The 18,506-nt window shown below is 57.3% G+C and carries 22 protein-coding genes; 8 read left to right on the top strand and 14 right to left on the bottom strand.

The window, feature by feature from the left end; genetic code table 11:
- Positions 1 to 23: 23 nt before the first annotated feature.
- Genes GST84_27405 through GST84_27395 form a run of 3 tightly spaced genes read left to right on the top strand, consistent with a single transcriptional unit; the run spans position 24 to position 3,968 of the window.
- A complete protein-coding gene (locus GST84_27405; protein ID XGB16031.1) occupies positions 24 to 1,784 on the top strand; it encodes a type IV secretion system DNA-binding domain-containing protein in 1,761 nt (586 codons plus the stop codon).
- A complete protein-coding gene (locus GST84_27400) occupies positions 1,777 to 3,051 on the top strand; it encodes a hypothetical protein (protein XGB16030.1) in 1,275 nt (424 codons plus the stop codon). Before GST84_27405 ends, GST84_27400 begins: the two co-directional genes overlap by 8 nt.
- Positions 3,052 to 3,062: 11 nt before the next feature.
- Positions 3,063 to 3,968, top strand: a complete 906-nt coding sequence (locus GST84_27395) for a hypothetical protein (GenBank protein ID XGB16029.1) — start codon at positions 3,063 to 3,065, stop codon at positions 3,966 to 3,968.
- Between the two features lie 46 nt (positions 3,969 to 4,014).
- Here GST84_27395 and GST84_27390 read toward each other — a convergent pair whose 3' ends face one another.
- The 3 genes from GST84_27390 to ligA form a co-directional block, all read right to left on the bottom strand.
- Positions 4,015 to 4,554, bottom strand: a complete 540-nt coding sequence (locus GST84_27390; protein ID XGB16028.1) for a DUF882 domain-containing protein — start codon at positions 4,552 to 4,554, stop codon at positions 4,015 to 4,017.
- Between the two features lie 139 nt (positions 4,555 to 4,693).
- Positions 4,694 to 5,761: a toprim domain-containing protein gene (locus GST84_27385; protein ID XGB16027.1), complete on the bottom strand. Its 1,068-nt coding sequence runs from the start codon at positions 5,759 to 5,761 to the stop codon at positions 4,694 to 4,696.
- A 60-nt stretch (positions 5,762 to 5,821) separates the two neighbouring features.
- A complete protein-coding gene (ligA, locus tag GST84_27380; GenBank protein ID XGB16026.1) occupies positions 5,822 to 7,828 on the bottom strand; it encodes an NAD-dependent DNA ligase LigA in 2,007 nt (668 codons plus the stop codon).
- Between the two features lie 122 nt (positions 7,829 to 7,950).
- Between ligA and GST84_27375 the strand changes: the two genes are divergently transcribed.
- Positions 7,951 to 8,847 (top strand): recombination-associated protein RdgC, encoded by an 897-nt coding sequence (locus tag GST84_27375; GenBank protein ID XGB16025.1) that lies wholly within the window; start codon positions 7,951 to 7,953, stop codon positions 8,845 to 8,847.
- Positions 8,848 to 8,927: 80 nt separating this feature from the next.
- Positions 8,928 to 9,308 carry a hypothetical protein gene (locus GST84_27370; GenBank protein XGB16024.1) on the top strand — a complete coding sequence of 127 codons (381 nt, stop codon included), beginning with the start codon at positions 8,928 to 8,930 and terminating at the stop codon, positions 9,306 to 9,308.
- Between the two features lie 41 nt (positions 9,309 to 9,349).
- Here the strand turns inward: GST84_27370 and GST84_27365 are convergent, their stop codons facing one another.
- From GST84_27365 to GST84_27345, 5 genes are read right to left on the bottom strand one after another with little or no spacing between them, the layout of a single operon-like run.
- Complete coding sequence (locus GST84_27365) at positions 9,350 to 9,745, bottom strand: hypothetical protein (protein XGB16023.1); 396 nt, start codon at positions 9,743 to 9,745, stop codon at positions 9,350 to 9,352.
- A 41-nt stretch (positions 9,746 to 9,786) separates the two neighbouring features.
- A complete protein-coding gene (gene trbC, locus GST84_27360; protein XGB16094.1) occupies positions 9,787 to 10,428 on the bottom strand; it encodes a type-F conjugative transfer system pilin assembly protein TrbC in 642 nt (213 codons plus the stop codon).
- 37 nt (positions 10,429 to 10,465) lie between these two features.
- Positions 10,466 to 11,503 carry a conjugal transfer protein TraU gene (locus tag GST84_27355; protein XGB16022.1) on the bottom strand — a complete coding sequence of 346 codons (1,038 nt, stop codon included), beginning with the start codon at positions 11,501 to 11,503 and terminating at the stop codon, positions 10,466 to 10,468.
- On the bottom strand, positions 11,500 to 12,198 hold the full coding sequence (gene traW, locus GST84_27350) for a type-F conjugative transfer system protein TraW (GenBank protein ID XGB16021.1): 699 nt from the start codon (positions 12,196 to 12,198) through the stop codon (positions 11,500 to 11,502). The genes GST84_27355 and traW overlap by 4 nt, the downstream gene beginning before the upstream one ends.
- A gap of 37 nt (positions 12,199 to 12,235) precedes the next feature.
- Positions 12,236 to 13,039, bottom strand: a complete 804-nt coding sequence (locus tag GST84_27345; protein XGB16020.1) for a thioredoxin fold domain-containing protein — start codon at positions 13,037 to 13,039, stop codon at positions 12,236 to 12,238.
- Positions 13,040 to 13,149: 110 nt separating this feature from the next.
- Between GST84_27345 and GST84_27340 the strand changes: the two genes are divergently transcribed.
- A complete protein-coding gene (locus tag GST84_27340) occupies positions 13,150 to 13,878 on the top strand; it encodes a hypothetical protein (GenBank protein ID XGB16019.1) in 729 nt (242 codons plus the stop codon).
- A 78-nt stretch (positions 13,879 to 13,956) separates the two neighbouring features.
- Here GST84_27340 and GST84_27335 read toward each other — a convergent pair whose 3' ends face one another.
- From GST84_27335 to GST84_27320, 4 genes are all read right to left on the bottom strand, one after another.
- Positions 13,957 to 14,220, bottom strand: coding sequence for a hypothetical protein (locus GST84_27335; GenBank protein ID XGB16018.1), 264 nt, complete (start codon positions 14,218 to 14,220; stop codon positions 13,957 to 13,959).
- Between the two features lie 34 nt (positions 14,221 to 14,254).
- Complete coding sequence (locus tag GST84_27330; protein ID XGB16017.1) at positions 14,255 to 14,479, bottom strand: hypothetical protein; 225 nt, start codon at positions 14,477 to 14,479, stop codon at positions 14,255 to 14,257.
- A gap of 139 nt (positions 14,480 to 14,618) precedes the next feature.
- Positions 14,619 to 14,867, bottom strand: coding sequence for a hypothetical protein (locus GST84_27325; protein XGB16016.1), 249 nt, complete (start codon positions 14,865 to 14,867; stop codon positions 14,619 to 14,621).
- 11 nt (positions 14,868 to 14,878) lie between these two features.
- The gene (locus GST84_27320; GenBank protein XGB16015.1) at positions 14,879 to 15,142 is read right to left on the bottom strand and encodes a hypothetical protein; all 264 of its coding nucleotides are present in this window, start codon (positions 15,140 to 15,142) and stop codon (positions 14,879 to 14,881) included.
- Between the two features lie 203 nt (positions 15,143 to 15,345).
- On the opposite strand from GST84_27320, the gene GST84_27315 reads away from it, so the two are divergent.
- On the top strand, positions 15,346 to 16,044 hold the full coding sequence (locus tag GST84_27315; GenBank protein XGB16014.1) for a hypothetical protein: 699 nt from the start codon (positions 15,346 to 15,348) through the stop codon (positions 16,042 to 16,044).
- A 38-nt stretch (positions 16,045 to 16,082) separates the two neighbouring features.
- Here GST84_27315 and GST84_27310 read toward each other — a convergent pair whose 3' ends face one another.
- Both GST84_27310 and GST84_27305 read right to left on the bottom strand, forming a co-directional pair.
- Entirely contained in the window at positions 16,083 to 16,544 is a 462-nt protein-coding gene (locus GST84_27310) for a hypothetical protein (protein XGB16013.1), read from the bottom strand.
- A gap of 19 nt (positions 16,545 to 16,563) precedes the next feature.
- The gene (locus GST84_27305) at positions 16,564 to 17,427 is read right to left on the bottom strand and encodes a hypothetical protein (GenBank protein XGB16012.1); all 864 of its coding nucleotides are present in this window, start codon (positions 17,425 to 17,427) and stop codon (positions 16,564 to 16,566) included.
- Between the two features lie 533 nt (positions 17,428 to 17,960).
- Here GST84_27305 and GST84_27300 point away from each other — a divergent pair.
- Complete coding sequence (locus GST84_27300) at positions 17,961 to 18,458, top strand: hypothetical protein (GenBank protein ID XGB16011.1); 498 nt, start codon at positions 17,961 to 17,963, stop codon at positions 18,456 to 18,458.
- The last annotated feature ends 48 nt before the right edge of the window (positions 18,459 to 18,506 follow it).

The following is an 18,506-nucleotide window of genomic DNA, read 5'->3' as shown; positions in this document are numbered from 1 at the left end:
TGCGTAGCTAAAGGCTCACCTCCATGAGTATGGATCAGATACTTCGCTCGAAAATCGGTGGCTTCAAAGACACCCTGGCACTGAGTTCGATCGGTGCTGGTGGACTTCTGACATCGCCTTTTTTCAGCTCTGTGCCGGCCACCCTCCCCCTCGCCATGGGGGCTGCGGGTGCGGCGTACGTGGGCAACCGTGTCTTTGATTTCTGGAAGAACCAGCTCCTCCTTGAGTCGAAGATCAATATCCGCTCGGCTACCGATCTGGCGCACGGAGATGGCTTGCTGCTTGGCTTCACCACCGACACGGGACAGCCTGTCCGTGTCCCTGATGAAGACTTCATGCGACATGGATTTATCCTGGGTCAGTCCGGTGTCGGTAAGACCGTTCTGGGCAAGCTGATGATGTTCCAGCAGATCCAGCGTGGCGGCGGCCTGACGTTCATCGACGGCAAGATGAATGCGGACGACATTCAAACGATCTACCAGTACTGCGTCTGGGCGGGCCGCGAGCAGGATCTGCTGATTCTGAACCCGGGTAACCCATCACTCAGCAACACCTACAACCCCATCCTCAGGGGTGACCCTGATGAGATCGCCGCCCGCATCCTGTCCATCATTCCCTCTACCGAGAATAACCCTGGCGCTGACCACTACAAACAGTCTGCGAACCAAGGTATCACCACCCTCGTAGCGGCAATGCAAGCTGCTGGCCTCGCTTACAACTTCATCGACTTCACGATCCTGTTGATGAACCACAAAGCGATCGAGGAGCTGGAAACACTGCTTAAGAAGACCCAGCCTCACAACCCGGCGACCAAGAACTTCTCCCTGTTCCTTGAACAATACAAGATCGGCGGAAAGCCGGGCATGGAGAACGTGGTCGACATCAAGCGGATGAAGGAAACGTTCGGCGGTCTTGCCGGCCGGATGTACTTGTTCGGTACGGGGAAATTCGGTGACGTGATGAACACCTACGCCCCCGAGATCGACCTGTTCGAAGCAATCCGGGCGAAGAAGATCATCTACGTCGCTCTCCCGACGATGGGTAAAAACGAAGCCGCCTCCAACTTCGGCAAGATGTTCCTGGGCGACCTGCGTACGGCTATCTCGTGGATCCAGGCGCTGCCTGAAGAGGACCGGCCTAACCCCCCGCATTTCAATTTCATGGATGAGCTGGGGAGTTACGCCGTTCAGTCGCTAGCACGCCCCTTTGAACAGGGGCGCAGCGCGCAGATGGCACTGTTCCCCGCAGCCCAGACCTTGGCCAACCTGGATGTGGTTTCCCCTGACTTCAAAGAGATGGTCATCGGTAACACCTGGACCAAGATCTTTTTCAAGATCGGTACCCAGGCCACGGCCGTTGAGTGTGCAGACCTCATCGGCATGAAAATCGGTATCACGAAGTCATTGAGCGGTACGCAGAACGAAAGCAGTAGCACCCCCCTTCTCAATGTGGCGCCAGAGGGTGGCACCGGTGCTGCCGCCGGCATATCAGTCGGTGAGCGAGAGCAGGAGGAGTACAAGGTCTCGCCGGATGACCTCAAAGCGCTCGGTAAGGGGGAATGCATCATCCAGTACGGCGGAGACCAGATCTTCAACGTCCGGGTGCCGATGATCAGCATCGACAGAAAGCTGCAGAAAGAAATCGGCCCTATTCGAATCAACCACTTCCGCAGGCCGTCCGTTAAGGGTGCGGACTTCTTCAAGAATAGTGACAAGTACCTGGGTGGCAGCGGGCTGCCCACTGGTGGGCGGAAGAAACAACAGGAGCAGCTGAGAGATGAGTAACGTAGAACCTAAGGGCGCTCATGTTGTGCCCGGGCATACCCTTGTGCTCGATGAGAGCACTGAGGGCCAGGGGCAACTGATCAGGGAGGTGATTCAGCGACGCATTGCAGCCGGCGCTGCGGTCTTCGTGGTCGGCTCATCGGTCGATGAATCACTTTTGGGAGCGATGATCGGCGCCAGCACTGCAGTTGGCCGGGGAGCTGATCTGCTCATCGTGAATCCTAGTAGTCCCGCCTTGAGCCATACCTACAACCCGGTGCTGCACACAGCACCTACCAAGGTCGCGAGCCATGTCTTGAATTTCCTCGCGGATCAGGATGCGACGGCAGGTCACGATTCAACCCCAACCGCAGCTCTTGTTCGTGCGATTGTGTCCTCGCTGCAGCTCGCTGGCCTGCCCTACTCGTACCTTGATCTGGGTATGTTCGTGATGAAGCCTGACGCTATTTCAGCGCTGATCGAACACATGGCCACTGCATACCCTCGTTCAGTGCAGCTGGGAGCCCTGCAGCAGGCCTGCAAGGCCTTTCAGGATGATGATGGCGACATCTGTGCGGTAAAGCTGAAAGGACGCTTCTCGGGCCTCGCTGGGAGCATGTGCATGCTCGGCGCCGGTAGAGCGGGTGAAGTGTTCAACAGCTACCAGCCTGACGTCGTGCTGCACGAGGCGCTGGTAACACGAAAGATCGTGTATCTCGCAATTCCCTACATTGGCCGAGGCCAGGCTGCGTCCAATCTCCGCCGCATCGTGATCTCGAACCTGGCGGATGCTGTTCTGCGGTCGATCGGTGAGCCTGGTGCACCCACTGCGCTGGCTGTGTTCACTGATCCAGGTGGTTGCAATGACCCGAGCATCGAGCAGCTGCTCTCGCCAGAGACTGAGCAGGTGATGAGCGTATGGGTTGCAGCTGGTTCGCTCGACGATCTTGGGCGTGAGTCTCTGGATCTGCGCGAGGCCTGCCTGAGTCGAGCTCGCAACCTGGTTCTGTTCAAACCTCAATCCGAGTCGGCAACGCAGGTCTATTCCCAGCTGTTGCCTACGGAGCCTGAGCAAGCCCAGGGCACAGGGGATGTGATGCAAAAACTCTTGTCGATGGGCACCACCGACTACGCGATTGTTTCCGGCGAGCACCAGGTGACCTGGGCGAGTGTAGCCACCCCGGGTGAAGTGAGGTTCGCTACAGCGGCCGACATCAGACGGCCGGCCAGGCGCCAGCATGCCCGGATGGCTGGCGCAGACCAATTCACGCAAACAGTTCCGGTTTAAGGGTGGTGCCAATGAACGAATTCACTGATATGCCCCTGGGCAACGAGGAAGAAAACGATGTCTTCGGATCTGAGCTTCTATCTGACGATTCTGGCGGTCTTTCTGATCCTGGCGATGTTCGTAACTGGCTTGAGAGCTTTGATAGCGCCAATCTTTTCGAAGGTCTTGACGCCTTCGATCTTGATAACGCTGCAGACGATGCTCAAGTGGATTTTCTGGGGACTGACGAAACTGTGGTCGAGTCATATCCTTTTGCTGAAGAACTTGGGCTCGCCGCACTCAATAATCTATCGAACCTTGGAGCGCAAAGACGAAAACTGAAGAAGGATGAGCTGCGCCGGCTTGATGAAGAGGATTTCGAGGACGGCGTAACGCGTCTCGCGTTTCGCATCATCAAGGCCAACGTCGAAGCCTTGTTCGCGAAGAAGCTACCGACCGACGTGTACGTTACGGCTGCGCAGTGGGTGTTCGGGCCTACCCTTGGCGACTGGGCATTTGATAAGTGCTGTGAGGTGCTTGGAGCTCGCAAGGACGTCATACGCCTGCGGATCCACTACGAGTTCTGGCGTCGCTGGTACGTGTTCCCAGTTGAGTTCCCTTTCATGATCGACCCAGTGCCAGAAGCTGTTGCGGATGAGATCTTCATCCTGGCCGGTGATGAAGGGTTCGATCTTGCCCGGGTCGCGTGGGGACAACCTGGTATCCGATCGGCCGACCTCCTTGCACTGGCATCTCGCGGCAATGTCACCGAGGCTTACCGCTCGGCCCTGGAGCGGCTATCTGATCGATACATGTTGAGTCAGCAGAATGATTGCTGGTATCTCACCGGCCGTAACCCAGCACTGAGGGCCGTGGACCTGGCCCTGCTCCCTCACAAACCCCTCGTCAACCAGATCTCTTGGTCCAGCATGTTCTGAGCATGCTCAGTGGCAGCCAGGCTCTCAATCGAGCGAGAGCCTGGCGCTACCCCCGCCAGACCCTCAAATTTCCGTCGTCCACGTGAATGAAATTTCGGCCTGGATACACGCCCACGCCGCCGCCCTCAAGGTATAGGGCTAGTCGTCGAAGGTAGTCTACTGGCACGCCTGGCACTGTGAGGTCGCAGGCGCCACCTCTTAGGTGCGCAGAGTGCTTTTTGCCGCCCACCTTCTTGTTGGTCGACTCTTCGCGATACCCTGAAAGCACAATGATGGGCTTCGTTATCCCGTGAATTTTGAACCAACCTTGAATTCCTGCGACGATGTCTAGGAGCACAGGACTCATCTGCACAGCCTTGCCCGTGTGAACATCGCGCATCAGTCGGCACACGGGGTCGTAGCCGGACCAATCGAGTCGACCTTTGCTGTAATAAACCTTGTCGACCTCCTCCCATTGCCCGGGTTTGACCTCACGCTTCAACCAGAGACGTCTCGGCTGATCCCAGAAGGTGCTTGCGCTTGAGAGCAGCGGCGCTGATGAAGCAGCCAAGCCGAGGGCATAGTGCAGGAATGTTCGACGGTCCAAAGGGGGGGGCTCCACTTCTCTGAGCGGTGATTTTATCACCCATATCGGCGTATGTGTACGCGTTATGAATCTGTGGTTTCAACGAGTCGCTTTGTAACAAGCCAAAAAAAACCCGGCTGCGAGAGCCGGGTGTGGTGGGTTAGTTTAAGAGCCCGCGCATGTGCTTGAGCTGCTCGTTTAAGTCGCCGACCCGGTTGGGTGGATTGAAGGTACCAAGGTTGGCTTCAAGAGCCTCTAGTACTGGCTTGAGGTTCTCTGCAGCCTTGAAGCCCGGCTTATCAGGATCGAGCGCCTGAAGTACGTTCTTCTTGGCCATCATGTTGAACCATTCAGGCTCCCAATTCTCGCAACCAGGTAGCGCAAAGATCGTCCTTTTAGAGCCCATTTCGACGGCAGATAACATGTCGATCGGGCCTTCGACGATCATGAACTCACTCTCAGAGCCTTCCCAAATCCAAGGAGATTTTCCGCCGTAACGCATGGCCTTCTTCTCCCCTTCTTTGGGTTCACGCATAAGCCTGAACTCTGCAGCACAGTGCGATTGCGACCGAAACCACAGTGGCCGAAATGCACAGGCTGGCGCCTTCTTTTCGGGGTTCCACAGGCCAGCTTTCACCATCAGTTCCTGCCCTGCGACCTCAGTCAAGAAGCCCTTGGCTTCCATTGGGTTGTTCGGGATGGTGATCAGGATGCCTCGATTGCAGGCCTCTCGTGCTACACCCTCGGATATACCCCGGCCAGCAAAGTACTTCAGGGCGTCATTCGACGGATAATTGCGAGCTTCGGCGACCCGTTGCAATACCAGCGCAAGAGCACTGTCATCGCGTTGGATCGCGTCCATGGGCTTAGGCGGAACATAATGCTTCAGCAGCTCCACATCGGCGCCCATCAGATCCAGACCAGCCTCCCGATGAGATTTTTCCCAGTAGAACGCCGCCGCAGCGACCACATCACCTTGCTCACCGCATGAGTAGCAGAGCCACCCGCCGTTTTTCACGCTGATTTTCACCGAGTGAAGGGAAGAAGCTCCGCACGCTGGATTTGGACAGATGTTGTACCGAATTGCACCTGCTGATGGTCTCGCTTTCGCACCGAGCATGTGCTCGAAGAACCAGTCGAGCGGGACGTTATCTCGCACATACTCAAAGTCGACTTCATAGGCGACTCCATTAGCATCGCGCTTGTATGGTCCATTAGTTACTGACATTTTCTGGTTCTCCAGATGAAAACTTAATGCTCTGTGATGCTTCACGCCGGCCTGTAATACTCAGCCCGCGGCGGCGGCCAATAGCCGGGCTTCATCCCACACATCGATGTTCAGGTCCTTGGCGGCTTCGAGTTTCGAGCCTGCTGCCTCGCCGGCAACGACGAAGCTGGTTTTGCTTGAAACCTTGCTTGAGACCTTCCCACCGGCTCCTTCGACCAGAGCTTTGGCAGCCTCTCGGCTGAGGGTTGGAAAAGTGCCGGTGAGGACGATAACCTTCCCTTTCAGCGAGGCCCCGCCGATGGCAGCGAAGTCGTTGGGTGTGGTGATCGTGGCCAGCCGATCTGCCTCAGCACCGAGAGTAGAATCCTCGAAGAATCGGGTGATGTTGGTGGCGGTACCATCCCCAACATCCGCGATGGCCAGCAGTTGCGCGTAAGTCGCTGCGCGGAATGCTGACCAGGAACCGAACTGCGCCGCCAGAGCTTTGCTGGTGGCCTCGCCGACACCCTCGATCCCCAGCGAGAAAATGAATCGCGGAAGGTCCGGAGCTTTCGAGTCTTCAATGCCCGCGACCAGGTTCTTCGCGGAGACCGGCCCAAACCCAGGAAGCGGTGCGATGACCTTGTCGTTCAGACTGTACAAGTCGGAAGGCATGCTGATCAGGCCTGCGGCGATCAGAGTTGAGACCGACTTGTCGCCCAGGTTGTCGATGTTCATTCCCAGCCGAGACGCGAAGTGAGCGATCTTGCCCTGCTTCTGTGCCGGGCATTTGATGCCACCTGGGCAATGCAGCTCGACGGCGCCCTGCAGGCGAACGAGGGGGCTACCACATGACGGGCACTCTTTCGGCATCACATAGTGGGAAAGGGTCTCATCGCCGATCGAGGGCACTGTCCGAACGATCTCCGGTACCACATCGCCCGCTCGGCGAACGATGACGGTGCTACCGACCTTGATACCCTTGGCCTCGATCTGATCGGCGTTGTGGAGGTTGGCGCTGGATACCACTACGCCACCGATGCGCACAGGCTTGAGCTTTGCCACAGGGGTCGCAGGCCCCGTTCGGCCGATCTGCACCACAATGTCTTCGACGATGGAGACGGCCTCCTCTGCTGGGAACTTGGACGCAATGGCGAATCGGGGGGTGCGATTGTTCCAGCCAAGGCGTTCTTGGTCGGCAAGGGAGTTGACCTTGAATACGACGCCGTCGATGGCTACTGGGAGGTTGTGGCGATTCGCACCCACCGCATCGTAGAACCCTTTGATGCCATCCCAGCCGTGGACCACGGTCGTTTCCGGGGCAATGCTGAATCCGAGCTCCAGCAAGCCCTCAATGATCTTCCACTGTTTGGTTGCCTTGAACGCAGGGGTGCCGTCGAGCTCTTGGGCGCCATACGCGTAGAAAGACAGTCTCCTGGACGCAGTTACTTTGGGGTCCAGCTGGCGCATGCTGCCGGCGGCGCCGTTGCGGGGGTTGGCGAGGGTCTTGAATCCCTGGCTCTTGAGGCGCTCATTCACGAACTCAAAATCGCTATTCAGCATGACGACCTCGCCACGAACCTCCAGATCAATGGCCGTAGGGAGGGTCAGGGGCAAGTTCAGGATGGTTTTGGCCTGTGCCGTTACATCCTCACCGGTCGTACCATCCCCGCGGGTGACTGCGCGAACCAGAACGCCAGCCAAGTAACGAGCCGAAAGCGCTAAGCCGTCGTACTTCAGTTCAGCGGTGAACTCGATGTCCGCCGGCTGTGACAGCTCATCCACCACAGAGCTTGCAAATGCCCGGGCCTCTTCCTCGTTCATGGCGTCTTTGAGCGACAGCATTGGGACATCGTGTTGTGCTTGGATGAACTCTTCCAGAACCCGGCCACCGACCCGCTGCGTTGGTGAGTCAGCGGTAGCCAGATCTGGATACGCAGCTTCCAGTTGCTCCAGTTCACGAAACAGGAGGTTGAATTCTCCGTCCGGGATCGTCGGGGCATCGAGTCGGTGGTACGCATCCATGTGTCCAGCGACCTCTGCACGGAGTTGAAGAAGGCGTTGCTCAACCTGGGCGAATTCAGACATGGTTTTTCCACTGGCAGGATAGGTGTGTGCATGATAATAAATCTGCCAGTATTATGCGTACATGTTTCTTTTTCGTGCGCCAAATTGTGCTGGCGGTAAGCCGGCCAGGAGTGAGTTGCATAATGTTTTCGAACCTTCACCTCTACCGGATTACTGAGCCCTGGGGCTTGTCTACGGCCGAGCTTGCGAAACGTCTGGAAAAAAGGGCATTCACTCCCTGTACGGGTAGCGTCATCAAAACCCAGGGTTGGGTGGAGCCCCGGGTTGGCGGTGGCCTCGTGTTCGAGGTGCAGAAGCAGATCCTGCTAAATCTGTGCTTTGAAGAAAAGAAGGTACCCGAGCCTGTATTGCAGCGACACGTGGCGAAGAAGGCGGCCAAGATGCTCTCCGAGAAGGGCTACAAGCCGAGCCGGGACCAGCTCAAGGCGATGAAGGAAGAGGCGTTTATCGAGCTCTTGCCCAGGGCATTCGAGTCACAGAGCACGGAGAAGGTGTGGATCGATACTGCGGCGGGCCTGATCGGCATCGACTGTGGCTCACCGGCGAAAGCCGATGATGTCGTCACTCAAATACATGACGCCATCGATATCCCTGCATCACTGATTCGAACCTCGATGGACCCCTCCTCTGCGATGGCCACCTGGTTGATGAACAACGAATCCCCCGACGAATTCACGGTCGACCGTGAGGTCAACCTGCAGGGGCTGGACCTTGAAAAATCTAAGGTGGGCTACGCCTCGATCAGCCTGGAGCGCGAGGAGATCCGACAGCACCTCCTCGAAGGTCGGCGCCCCGTACGGTTGGCCATGACGTTCAATGAAGAGGTGTCCTTCGTGCTGACTGACAAGTCGACACTCAAGCGCATTGTCTTCCTCGAAAACGTGAACAAAGAGATTCCCGATGAGGAGGATGAGGAGGCAGCATTCGGCGCGATGTTTCTGACTTACGCCGGCGTGCTGGCAAAGCTCGTGCCCGCTCTCATGGAAGCGCTCGGCGGTGAGGAGGCTGCACAGGGATAATCCGATTTGTAGTCGCGTGATGTGCATTACCGGGTACTAGGCGAACGCAAGGCTTAGCCAATCACCCCGGGAGAATGACCATGAAGCTGACTATCGACACCGATGTTTGCAAACGCAAAGTTCAAGCTCTGTCGCTTGAACTCGCTCTGTTCATCAGCGCGTGCTGCATGCGCTTGAAACTGCTCTTTGAGATTGCTGTGATGCTGGCAAAGGCCGGTTATTACAGGATGTTCTTCTCGCAGATCTACACCACCAGCAACATCGATGTAGACGGCTTCCGTAACGTGTTCGAGCTCGAAGGGTATCCCAGCGTCACGCCAGGCCATGTGCGTTTGCACTATCGCCAGACGGTAAACGGTCACGAGAAGGCTCGCACCAGCATGCTGGTTACTGTGCAGGAATGGGATGCAGTGGCCCGCCGTGTGGCATTCGGTTCTGGGCGCTTGGCTCAAGCTGATTAACGTTTTACAGCACCCGGCCTCACCTGAGGCCGGGTTTTTTATTACTCGCCGTACAGCGCGTCCCACGCCTCTTGGACTGCTTCGTCCGAGGCGTCGCTGAGCTCATCCAGGCTGACGTCCGCATACCCGCTGGCATGCAGCAGAGCGTCGGCGTCTGACGGTGAAAGCCCTCGGCAAATTCTGTGAATTTCTTCGCACCGGCCATAGTTCCACGCCTCATAAACCTGCGCGTTCCAGGTGATGCCCTTTTCGACGTGCTCGACCAGGTCGCGGGTCATGACATAGCGCCCCTGGAAGTAGATGCAGGAATTCAACGCGCAAGCCGATAGTTCGCCCGGGCCTTCTCCCCGACGCTTCGCAATCTCCAAATCAGCCCAGGAGCTCAGGTTGAGTTTGAAGCCTGGCTCCCAAGCAATGGTGGTCAGTTCGGTTTGCATAGTTTCTCCAGAAGCCCGGCGCGATGCCGGGCTCGATCATGTCAGTGGACGGTGCCAGGGGCTTGTTGTTTGTAGATCTTCTGCAACCTGGCCTCGGCAAGCTTCGCGATCTCAGGCTGCGCACGGAGGCGGATGGTATCCAGGGCCAGCATGGCGCTGATGTCGCCGGTGATCGACGTGAAGGTGGCATCTGGTGAGCAGCCATCGTCCAGAACGGACTCTGCTTCTGCAGAAGCCACAACGAACGTAGGTACCGATTCGACTTTGAAGGCCTTGAACAGATTGGGGTTGATCTCCCACGGCACGCCGGCCTTATTCACCTCCAGCGCAGCCTGTTTGGTCTGCATTTGAGAGCCGTTCTTGAACCCTCTCACGACCATGACGGCACCGGTTTCGCGGGCTTGTTGCGCCAGTCGCTCAAGCTTGTCCTTGGGCATCGAGAACGACACGAAGATGATGAAGTCGTTCGCGCCATGGCTAACCTTCTTCCCGTCCTTGGCAGCGTTAAATCGGGCAATCACGTCGTCGAGCGATTCGGTCTTAGTGGGCGCTGGGGCCTTGATGACCGGCACCGTGGCCTTGAACGTGCCCGCCTTCACCGGATCAATCTTCCCGTTCAGGGCTGCACTACGAGATGCCGCCTGCTCCTGCATGATCTTCTGGATAGCTTCGTTGGAAGGCATTTCCAGCTGCTGAGACACGGCAGGCACGGCGAAGAAACTAGTTGCTAAGAGTAGCGCCGCCGCAGCAGTCGCGTTTACGGAAAATGCCATAGCCAAAGTCCTTGTAACCTGGGAGAGGGAACTCAGTGTTTGATTCGGTCAAAATGGTCGACCGCCCGATTGGGGAGCAGCACTTGCCTGCGATTTTTGCGGTCTCAGGCTTGGGGTAGAGGCGAGTCAGCTTGTACTGCCGCTTGTCCATGATGATCTGCGGGTAGTAGCCACACATGGCGTCCCCTCCCATTGCTGCCCACTGGGTGCCAGCAGCGTGCAGTTTTGCGAGAATGCGCGTGGTTTGCAGTCTGGCGGTTTGCTCCATGCTCAGGTGGGCCTCGTTACGGCCGGTCAGCGGGTACATGTGGCCGTACGACCCGGCTGCCCAGAAGATCGTCGACAGTGGAAAGCCCGCGGCGGCGGCAACGGCATCGGCGGACATGGCCCCGATCGCCAGCATGCTTCCGAACGGGAATGCGTATGGTGTCAGGATGCCGGCGAGCTCGTCGTCGTTGTGGGTGGGGTCTGCGAAAGACATCCAGGGGACGTCGATACCACGGTTGTCCATGCAGGTATCGTCCAGGATGGCGCCCATCACATACATGGCCGGGTTGATGTAGAAGTTGACCTGCATGAACGAGTCTCGGGTACTACCAATACCGCTGCTCTGATCGTCAGAGATATAGCCGAAGGCATCGGCGTTCACGCCTACATTGACCTTCACCCCACCAAGCAAAGGGAAGCACCCTGGCACCGTGGTAACGTCGGTCATCATGTCGAACTCCCAGAACGAGGTGGGAATGCCGACCTTGGGCGGATTGTCACACGTGCAGAACGCGCTTTTGTTGCCACTGTCGAAGTCTTCCTGGCCATCGGAGATGAGCTCCGTGGAACCGAAAAGCTTGATCGGGAACATGCAGGACCAGCAGACGTCCGAAATCAGGTTCGGGAATTTGCCGGTGCACACGCCTTCATCAGCAGAGCTGACCGTACTGAGCAGGGCCGTGGCCACAAAGCCCAGGGCCATAAGCAGTTTCTTCATAGCTTCAACTCCTCAATCTGGAGTTCCCTACCCTTCTGGGTCAGGACCGCGGGAACGCGCTCGATCCCGAACTTCTTCGTGAGGATTCCCATCTGGTCGAAGTAGACCGGGCGGCCCCACTCTCGATCGAGCTTCAGGAACGAGCCCGCTACCAGCACGACTTTGTCCCGGGGGTGCTCGTCCGTGCGCTTCTTGGCGTACTGCAGCTGCTTCGGGTCGCGAGCGTCGATGAAGATGATCGCTTTGCTGAGGGTGATGTGGTCCAGCGGGTTGATGCGAGTGCCCGCCGGCACCAGGATGTTGCCCAGATGATCTTTGACGGTTTCAGGGTACGTGTAGGTCGGGTCGTACATCCTGATCTGTGGCTCAACGACGGGGCCAATGCCGGGTAGCGGCTTGGGGTTTTCTGCTCCGGCCAACTGCTTGTCGCGGTAGTCGTTCCAGAACTTGTCGAGTTCGCCTTTCTTGTCCATCGCTTTCAACCGACCTTGGATCATGTCGATTGCATCCTGCTCCTGGATCTCCCAGGTGTTTCCGTATTTGCCGAGCTCTTCGGCATGAACAGTGGATGACGCGAGGTAGAGGGCGGTAAGGAAAGCGGATGCGCATAAGCTGCTTAGCTTCATCACAACTCCAATGAGAATGCCCAGCCCGGGGCTCATGATGATCAGGTGATCAGAAACCAACGTGGCCATCGAAATGGCCACGTGGAGAAGACTGTCGGAGGGGGGATCAGGAACCGCCGTTGAGGAAGTTTTCCAGGCGCTCAAGTGGTACCAGACCCGGCAGCTTTCGGCCGTCTTCGCTCACCATTGCTGGGGTGCCTTGGAAGCCGATGCTTTCAGCCAGCGCGATGTTGCGCTCGATAGGGTTGTCGCATTTTTTGGCCGGTGGCTGGGTGCCGTGCGCCAGAGCTTCCCATGCTGCTGCACGGCCCGCTTCAGGCAAGCACCAGACCGATTCAGCTTTGGCGCGAGCCTGAGGGTGCAGCGAGTCCAGCGGGTACATGAAGGTGTAGATCGTGACGTTGTCGAGCTTGGCCAGGACGTCCGATTCCAGGGTTTTGCAGAACGGGCAGTCAGGGTCAGAGAACAGGTAGAGCTTGCGGGAGCCGTTGCCCTTCACGCGAGTGAACGCGTCGGCCAGCGGAAACTTCGATACGTCGATCTTCTCAGCAGCTGCTCGCTTGGGTGCCGTCAGGTCCTTGCGGGTCTGCATGTCGTAGACGCTGCCGAACAACAGGTAGCGACCTGTGGCATCGGTGTAGGCAATGTTCTTGCCCATGGTGATTTCGTAGAGGCCATCGATCGGCGCCCGCTCCACGTTGGTGAAGTTGGTGGAGGGGTATTTGCCCTTGAGCGTGTTGAGCACGGTCATGATCTCGATGTCTGCCGCTGGCGCCGCCGCCGCAGCCGCAGCTGCTGGAGCGGAGGCTGCGACAGGGGCCTGAGCCACCTCGGGTGCAGGCGACTCGGCCTGGGCGAATGCAGCCAGCGAGCAACTGGCGAGAGCGAGAGCGACAGCGAGCTTTTTCATCGGTTACCTCAGATTTAGAAATGGTGTATGTAGAATTATGTGTACGTGTAACCATATACTAGCAACACCGACAACGCGTGACTATACGCAGCGAGTATTAAAAGAGAGTTATGGATACCGCAAAGCCGCCTTCTCACCCGTTGCAGCAACTGCACCACGCCTATCACGCCATCAACGAGCGCTTCTTTTCCGGGGCATTGCCTGGCTGCGAAATCAGATTTTCGACACGCCAGGGATCCGAAGGCCATTACCGGCCTGGCGCTCTCCCGAGCGGGGAGCTCTGCCCGGCGCTGGACCAAATTGCCATTGGGGCGCACCTGTCGAGCAGCAAAATGATCGAGTCGCTGGCGCATCAGGTTTGTCATCAGTACCGCCAGCACTCCGGACAGCCCCCGCGGCGGGCCTACCACGACCAGGTCTGGGCCGAGAAAATGGTTGAGATCGGTCTGCAGCCGTCCAGTACCGGCCTACCTGGTGGCCGGATGACCGGGCAGAAGGTGTCGCACTACCTACTCGAAGGCGGTGGCCTGAGCCTCCTCATCCGCGAGCTTCACGATCAGGGGCTGGATATCAATCTGGCGGGTGCTGCCATGCCTGCTGGTGCTGGCCGCCGAAGCTCGAACAAAAAAGCCTGGGCCAGGACGAAATACACGTGTGCTGGCTGCAACAAATCTGTGCTCGGCGGCGACCAGTACAACCTGGTGTGCGGTGATTGCCAGCTGCCGCTAACGCCTGAGGTATCTACTGCGGGAGCGATCGAGGGCGAAGGCGTCGAGATGCCGGCGGAGGGAGGAGCAGTGCCTACGGCGCCCGGATCTTGGGTGCAGTCGGTAGCATAAGAAAACCCCCGAACCAATAGTCCGAGGGCTGGTGAAGCAGTTATGCAGAGCTGGAGAGCTCGCAAGAATCCAGCCGACTCAAGTCCGGCGTGCATCCTCTGTTACGTTGGTTTCTGGAATCGGAATTCCGTAGTGGTCGGCATCGTGGTACACGGCAGAGTTCGGATTGAGGAATGAAAGATCGTCTACGACCCAGCGTCCGCCATTGGTACCACCAGAGAGGAAGCAGCAGCGGCTGCCGGCAGGGACTTCTACTTTGTAAACACTGCGTCCGACTTTGAATTCGACTTCGGCAGCATTGATGGTCTTGCCCATTTTTGCGATAGGGGTGCGGGTGCTCATGTGTGTCTCCTGAAAGGCGTTGTTAGCTGGCAAATCAATAAGTGAACAGGTCACCCGCGGATCCATGGCCGTTGTTGAACTTCGTTTCGCGGGGTACCTCGAACCAGCTGAATCCGTCCCAGACCTCCAGCATTTCGCCTGACACACGTGCTTTGAAGTAGCGGCCACCCAGTTTAGGGTGGTAGGCGTAGATGCCCGCCCCTTTCATCAGGTGATCCTCGATTTTCTTCTGTGCTTGAACTGCGGTGAGAGTGGCCATTGCCTGCTCCATTCATGTGAGGTGTGCCAAGGCACTTGTCTTGCCGTAAGGCGTTGAACTTGCCTTGGGGAATGCGCCTCATGCGCCTATAAATCCGCATCAAAAAACCCGGCGCATGGCCGGGTTGGATGGAGCGTTTCTAAGCTTGTAGCTGGTAGCTACCAGTTACCTTGGTGCCACGCATGGCGCTGTAGTAATTGACGCGATCGATAAAGGGGATGGCCTTCAACGCGGTTGAACTGAAGCCATGGGTTGAACGTATGGTCTCAATGGTGTCACCAGTTGAGAGCTCCCAGAGGAAGATAGTCCCCCCATTGGCATGTACCGCTGCTTTCCGCGTGATCTGCGCGCCCTTCATAAGCCGCGAGGCTTCAATGATCGGATGCATACCGCCACCCTTCACTTAGCTTTTGCGTTGGCGACGAACGATTCGAGCTCCTTGAGGGTCGACCCGAAATTTACTTTCTCGCACAGCACTTCGATCTCTTGGGTCGACAGGGGCGTGAGCTGACCGGAATTGCTTGCGATATCAAGCAGGCCCGGAGCAGCTGACGCCCCACTTCGGAGGAACTCCTGGTAGTGGCGAAGTGCGGCGAGGATCGTACCTTGCTCACGGTCAGCGACCAGAACTGCAGTTTGATTTGCTTGGATTTGCTTGGACATACTGATCTCCTGGAAAAGCAGGTCTATGCGGGTGACCTGGTCTCCGGAGATGGTGTGCATCGAGCTATAAAGCTGCCCCGGTTTGAGACGGTGGTTGTGATTCAGTGGTGTATACGCGTTCGGCCAGGCCGGCGATCGCCCGGCAAGGCAAAGCTCGGCGGCGGTGCTTAAGTTAAGGAAGTGCCCAAAATTTCAGCAGCATCATGGCCCAGGAAAAGCTGATCACCCGAATAACCGAGATCGCTGAGTCGCTCAACGAGCGCCAGCGTGCCTACCTCGTGGTGGCGTATGACGAAGATCAGCGGGCCGAGCAGGCGAATTCTGGGCCAGGCTCTGCGCCAGCGAGCCAATGGCGGTGGCTGGAATATGGTCCTGACGGTCGGGTCCGAAGAATGACGTACGATGGCCCGTTACGGTACGCGCTCGCGGAGATGAAACTGGTCGGTCATGGCGCCGGCTCAACGTGGCATTCCCTGGAAAGCCGCGGCTTGCTGAACACGGATCACCGGCTGATCGGTTTGGGCGATCTCATGTCTCTTTATGTCAGGCTTACAACTGATGGCAGGAGGGTCGCCAGAGTGCTGAAAGGCTTGCCTATGCAAAAACCAAAAATTGACCCTGCCAGCAAGCCGATGTCGCTCACTGCCCTGCGCATTCTTTACCAGGGGCAACAGCAGCCAAACGAATTCTTGGACCCATTTGAGCCATGGATCGGGCAAAGTTATTACCCTCCTCTCCTGGTCGTGCTTGGCATTGCCCGAGGACTAGCAAACAGGGGGCTTCTGGTGGCCGATAAGCGAAAACTGAGCTTTAAAATTTCCGCTGCGGGCCAGGCCGTCGACATCGAGGGAGCCGAGAATTGGCAGCCGTTCCTTAGGCCGGCCTATGGTGAACCTGATTAGAACGACAAGTGCCTTGAGCTAAGAGCGCTCATAGCCTGCTATTCCTGGCTGCGATCATTGGCCACTGGCTTGACTGGCTTGCTGATGAACTTGTGGGCTGCGCAATCTGGGACTTTCGGTGTGATAGCGGAGAGAGCAGTCATTTCCTGCTCTATCCAACTGAACACCGCAGGAAGATCGAGGCCGCCCCGCTCACGTGTCGCATGGTGAAAAGTGGCGTACGCTTCATGGTCGATTGGCTCATAGTCGGTTAGCCGGTTATCAAGAGCCTCGGCCCACGACTTAGAAAATGGGGCTCGAAAGTAAACCAGCAGGGCAACCACAAGGCTGGTGCCTACTACCAAAAGTGGGTCCTGTTTCATGATGACTCCGACAATGATGGCAGTGGAAATAGAGGCGAGAAGGCTTGCCATCATGGACGGTGGAAGGGTCCCGTTCTGCATGTCCAGCGCACACCTCCTTATGTCCATTAGCTTTTTCTTTCGGGTTTCAAAGTTCATGCTTTCTCTCATCAGTCATTCAGTTTGCTGCTGGGGCTATCAGCTGTAATTTCGCCGCCTCGGCTTCGTACTCGGCAAGCGCTTTGGCGTACATATCAGGGTGCTGCTTGTCGAAGCCGGGCATGTGTTCAGTTTCCACCCACTGACCGCGGATTTGGCTTTTAGCGAGCCAGGGTCTCTTGCTGCCGGCCGGCTGGGTCCATGCGGTGACGCCTATTCCGAACGATGCGATTTGCTTGGCCGTGATGAATCCCTGCTTACGCATCAGGACCACCACTTTCAGTGCCGATTCTTTCCATGGCGTGAGTCGAACCGGGGCTGGAACTCCAGCCGGCAAGGAGGTTACGATGGCCGGTACACGGCAGCGCACTGAGGGCCACCAATCGAACATACGTTCATCAGAGCCTGCGCTGCCCTCTGCATAAAAGAGCCGATGATCAAGTCCGAACGTGTGCACGTAGCCTTGTGCTGTCCATGACTCATATGGGCAGAGTACTTTGACTCCAAGCCGACGGAGCATCTTGGCAATGCCAGCACTGGCATCGGTGATTTTGCTGACGATGACCAGGCGGTGATCTGGGCCCGGACTTTCCCAAAAGTCGTCGCCTTGATTGGGAAGGATCTGTTCAGCGACCTTGGCATTCAGCGAGAGCTTTGCCTGGACACCGATCTGGCGGCCGTCGTCGTTGACCACCAGCACATCGAACCCTGCAGCCTCTGGATAACACGTCCATCCTTTGATCTGGTTGAACTCTTTGATGAATACTTCGCAGAGCGTCGACTCTTTGCTGATGGTTGGAGGCTTGGCTCGGCTTATAGGCTGCATGATGAGCTCGGTGTGTTCCCGGCGTTGCTGCTGGTCGTGTGAGAGTATGGTGGCCATCGTTGTCCCTATTGGGTTGAGGCGGAAGTCGCGCTCGCGCGGTCAATAACTCGTACCTATACGCCACATGATTCTGAATGCATGCATTCAGTTTGTCCATTCCGATACTGTGAGTATCTCGCGGGTCGAGTGGAGGGTAGTTAGGCACTCCCTCTGGCCTCGATACCCAACGGAAACGGCGTATTTACGGGCTTTCTGGCGCTCTGACCGCTCGTTCGCATATTTTTATAGTTCCATGTTGCATTGCCAGCGAAACCAGTGTTTAATAGGCCCCATGTAGGCGAACAAGCCTCAACCGACCCAATCTCCTGAAAGGCTGGGAAAATCAACCGAAAGGTTGAACTTGCGACCACAAGGCCCGCTACTTCGTAGTGGGCCTTGTGGTTTCTGGCGTTCGTGAATCAGGCGCGTCTCACCCGCTGGGCCTGGGCCTAGATGCTATAACACGAACACATACACCGACTGTATCTAAATGCTATCCTGCTCAGGTTGGCCATGCGGCCGACCAATAATCCCCACTAGGAGCACAGGATATGAGCATGAGCGAGAAGCAAGTCACGGTGGAGGTCAACGGTGTAGGGGTGGGTTCTCTCTCGATGGAGAAGTACCAGGAGATGCGAAGCCGCGTGCGGCGAGATCCTCGGACGTACGTCAAAGCCCTGATCGTTGTGATGGGCGCCTTGACTCGAACCCTGCGCGGAGCCCTTGCAGCCTTGCCAACGGCCGTTTTCGCTTTAGTGCTGCTTGCGACATTGTTGGAGCCCGAAGCAGTCACCAGAGCACTTTTTGCGTTGCAGTCTGCTAGTCCTGCTGAGATCACTGCGGGGTTGACCAAAATCATTGAGGTGGCGCGATACCTGCTAGTTCCTATGATTGGCCTCTTCACATTGTTCTCGGCCTTCCGTGAAGTGCGGGACGCCTACTATGAGGATGTTTGCCGCGAAGTCCGCATCGCTCTGAATGCCTCTGCCGTTGGCCACGTGCACATCAGCGTGTGCGACGTGGAGGCCGAGGCTCCTCAGTCCGCGTAAGCGTCTGCTGCCCTTTGGGCGGAGGTGGTCACGCCTCTGCCTAGCCCA

It is taken from the genome of Pseudomonas putida (assembly GCA_041879295.1).
GTDB lineage: Bacteria > Pseudomonadota > Gammaproteobacteria > Pseudomonadales > Pseudomonadaceae > Aquipseudomonas > Aquipseudomonas putida_Y.
Note: the sequence above shows the minus strand (reverse complement) of the source record. Positions and strands in the feature narration are given on the sequence as shown.

Excerpts from the sequence above, each read along its gene's own strand:
- GST84_27405 (XGB16031.1), top strand. The coding sequence starts at position 24 with ATGAGTATGGATCAGATACTTCGCTCGAAAATCGGTGGCTTCAAAGAC.
- GST84_27400 (XGB16030.1), top strand. The coding sequence starts at position 1,777 with ATGAGTAACGTAGAACCTAAGGGCGCTCATGTTGTGCCCGGGCATACC.
- GST84_27395 (XGB16029.1), top strand. The coding sequence starts at position 3,063 with ATGAACGAATTCACTGATATGCCCCTGGGCAACGAGGAAGAAAACGAT.
- GST84_27385 (XGB16027.1), bottom strand. The coding sequence starts at position 5,761 with ATGTCAGTAACTAATGGACCATACAAGCGCGATGCTAATGGAGTCGCC.
- ligA (XGB16026.1), bottom strand. The coding sequence starts at position 7,828 with ATGTCTGAATTCGCCCAGGTTGAGCAACGCCTTCTTCAACTCCGTGCA.
- GST84_27375 (XGB16025.1), top strand. The coding sequence starts at position 7,951 with ATGTTTTCGAACCTTCACCTCTACCGGATTACTGAGCCCTGGGGCTTG.
- GST84_27370 (XGB16024.1), top strand. The coding sequence starts at position 8,928 with ATGAAGCTGACTATCGACACCGATGTTTGCAAACGCAAAGTTCAAGCT.
- GST84_27365 (XGB16023.1), bottom strand. The coding sequence starts at position 9,745 with ATGCAAACCGAACTGACCACCATTGCTTGGGAGCCAGGCTTCAAACTC.
- trbC (XGB16094.1), bottom strand. The coding sequence starts at position 10,428 with ATGCCTTCCAACGAAGCTATCCAGAAGATCATGCAGGAGCAGGCGGCA.
- GST84_27355 (XGB16022.1), bottom strand. The coding sequence starts at position 11,503 with ATGAAGAAACTGCTTATGGCCCTGGGCTTTGTGGCCACGGCCCTGCTC.
- traW (XGB16021.1), bottom strand. The coding sequence starts at position 12,198 with ATGGCCACGTTGGTTTCTGATCACCTGATCATCATGAGCCCCGGGCTG.
- GST84_27345 (XGB16020.1), bottom strand. The coding sequence starts at position 13,039 with ATGAAAAAGCTCGCTGTCGCTCTCGCTCTCGCCAGTTGCTCGCTGGCT.
- GST84_27340 (XGB16019.1), top strand. The coding sequence starts at position 13,150 with ATGGATACCGCAAAGCCGCCTTCTCACCCGTTGCAGCAACTGCACCAC.
- GST84_27335 (XGB16018.1), bottom strand. The coding sequence starts at position 14,220 with ATGAGCACCCGCACCCCTATCGCAAAAATGGGCAAGACCATCAATGCT.
- GST84_27330 (XGB16017.1), bottom strand. The coding sequence starts at position 14,479 with ATGGCCACTCTCACCGCAGTTCAAGCACAGAAGAAAATCGAGGATCAC.
- GST84_27325 (XGB16016.1), bottom strand. The coding sequence starts at position 14,867 with ATGCATCCGATCATTGAAGCCTCGCGGCTTATGAAGGGCGCGCAGATC.
- GST84_27320 (XGB16015.1), bottom strand. The coding sequence starts at position 15,142 with ATGTCCAAGCAAATCCAAGCAAATCAAACTGCAGTTCTGGTCGCTGAC.
- GST84_27315 (XGB16014.1), top strand. The coding sequence starts at position 15,346 with ATGGCCCAGGAAAAGCTGATCACCCGAATAACCGAGATCGCTGAGTCG.
- GST84_27310 (XGB16013.1), bottom strand. The coding sequence starts at position 16,544 with ATGAACTTTGAAACCCGAAAGAAAAAGCTAATGGACATAAGGAGGTGT.
- GST84_27305 (XGB16012.1), bottom strand. The coding sequence starts at position 17,427 with ATGGCCACCATACTCTCACACGACCAGCAGCAACGCCGGGAACACACC.
- GST84_27300 (XGB16011.1), top strand. The coding sequence starts at position 17,961 with ATGAGCATGAGCGAGAAGCAAGTCACGGTGGAGGTCAACGGTGTAGGG.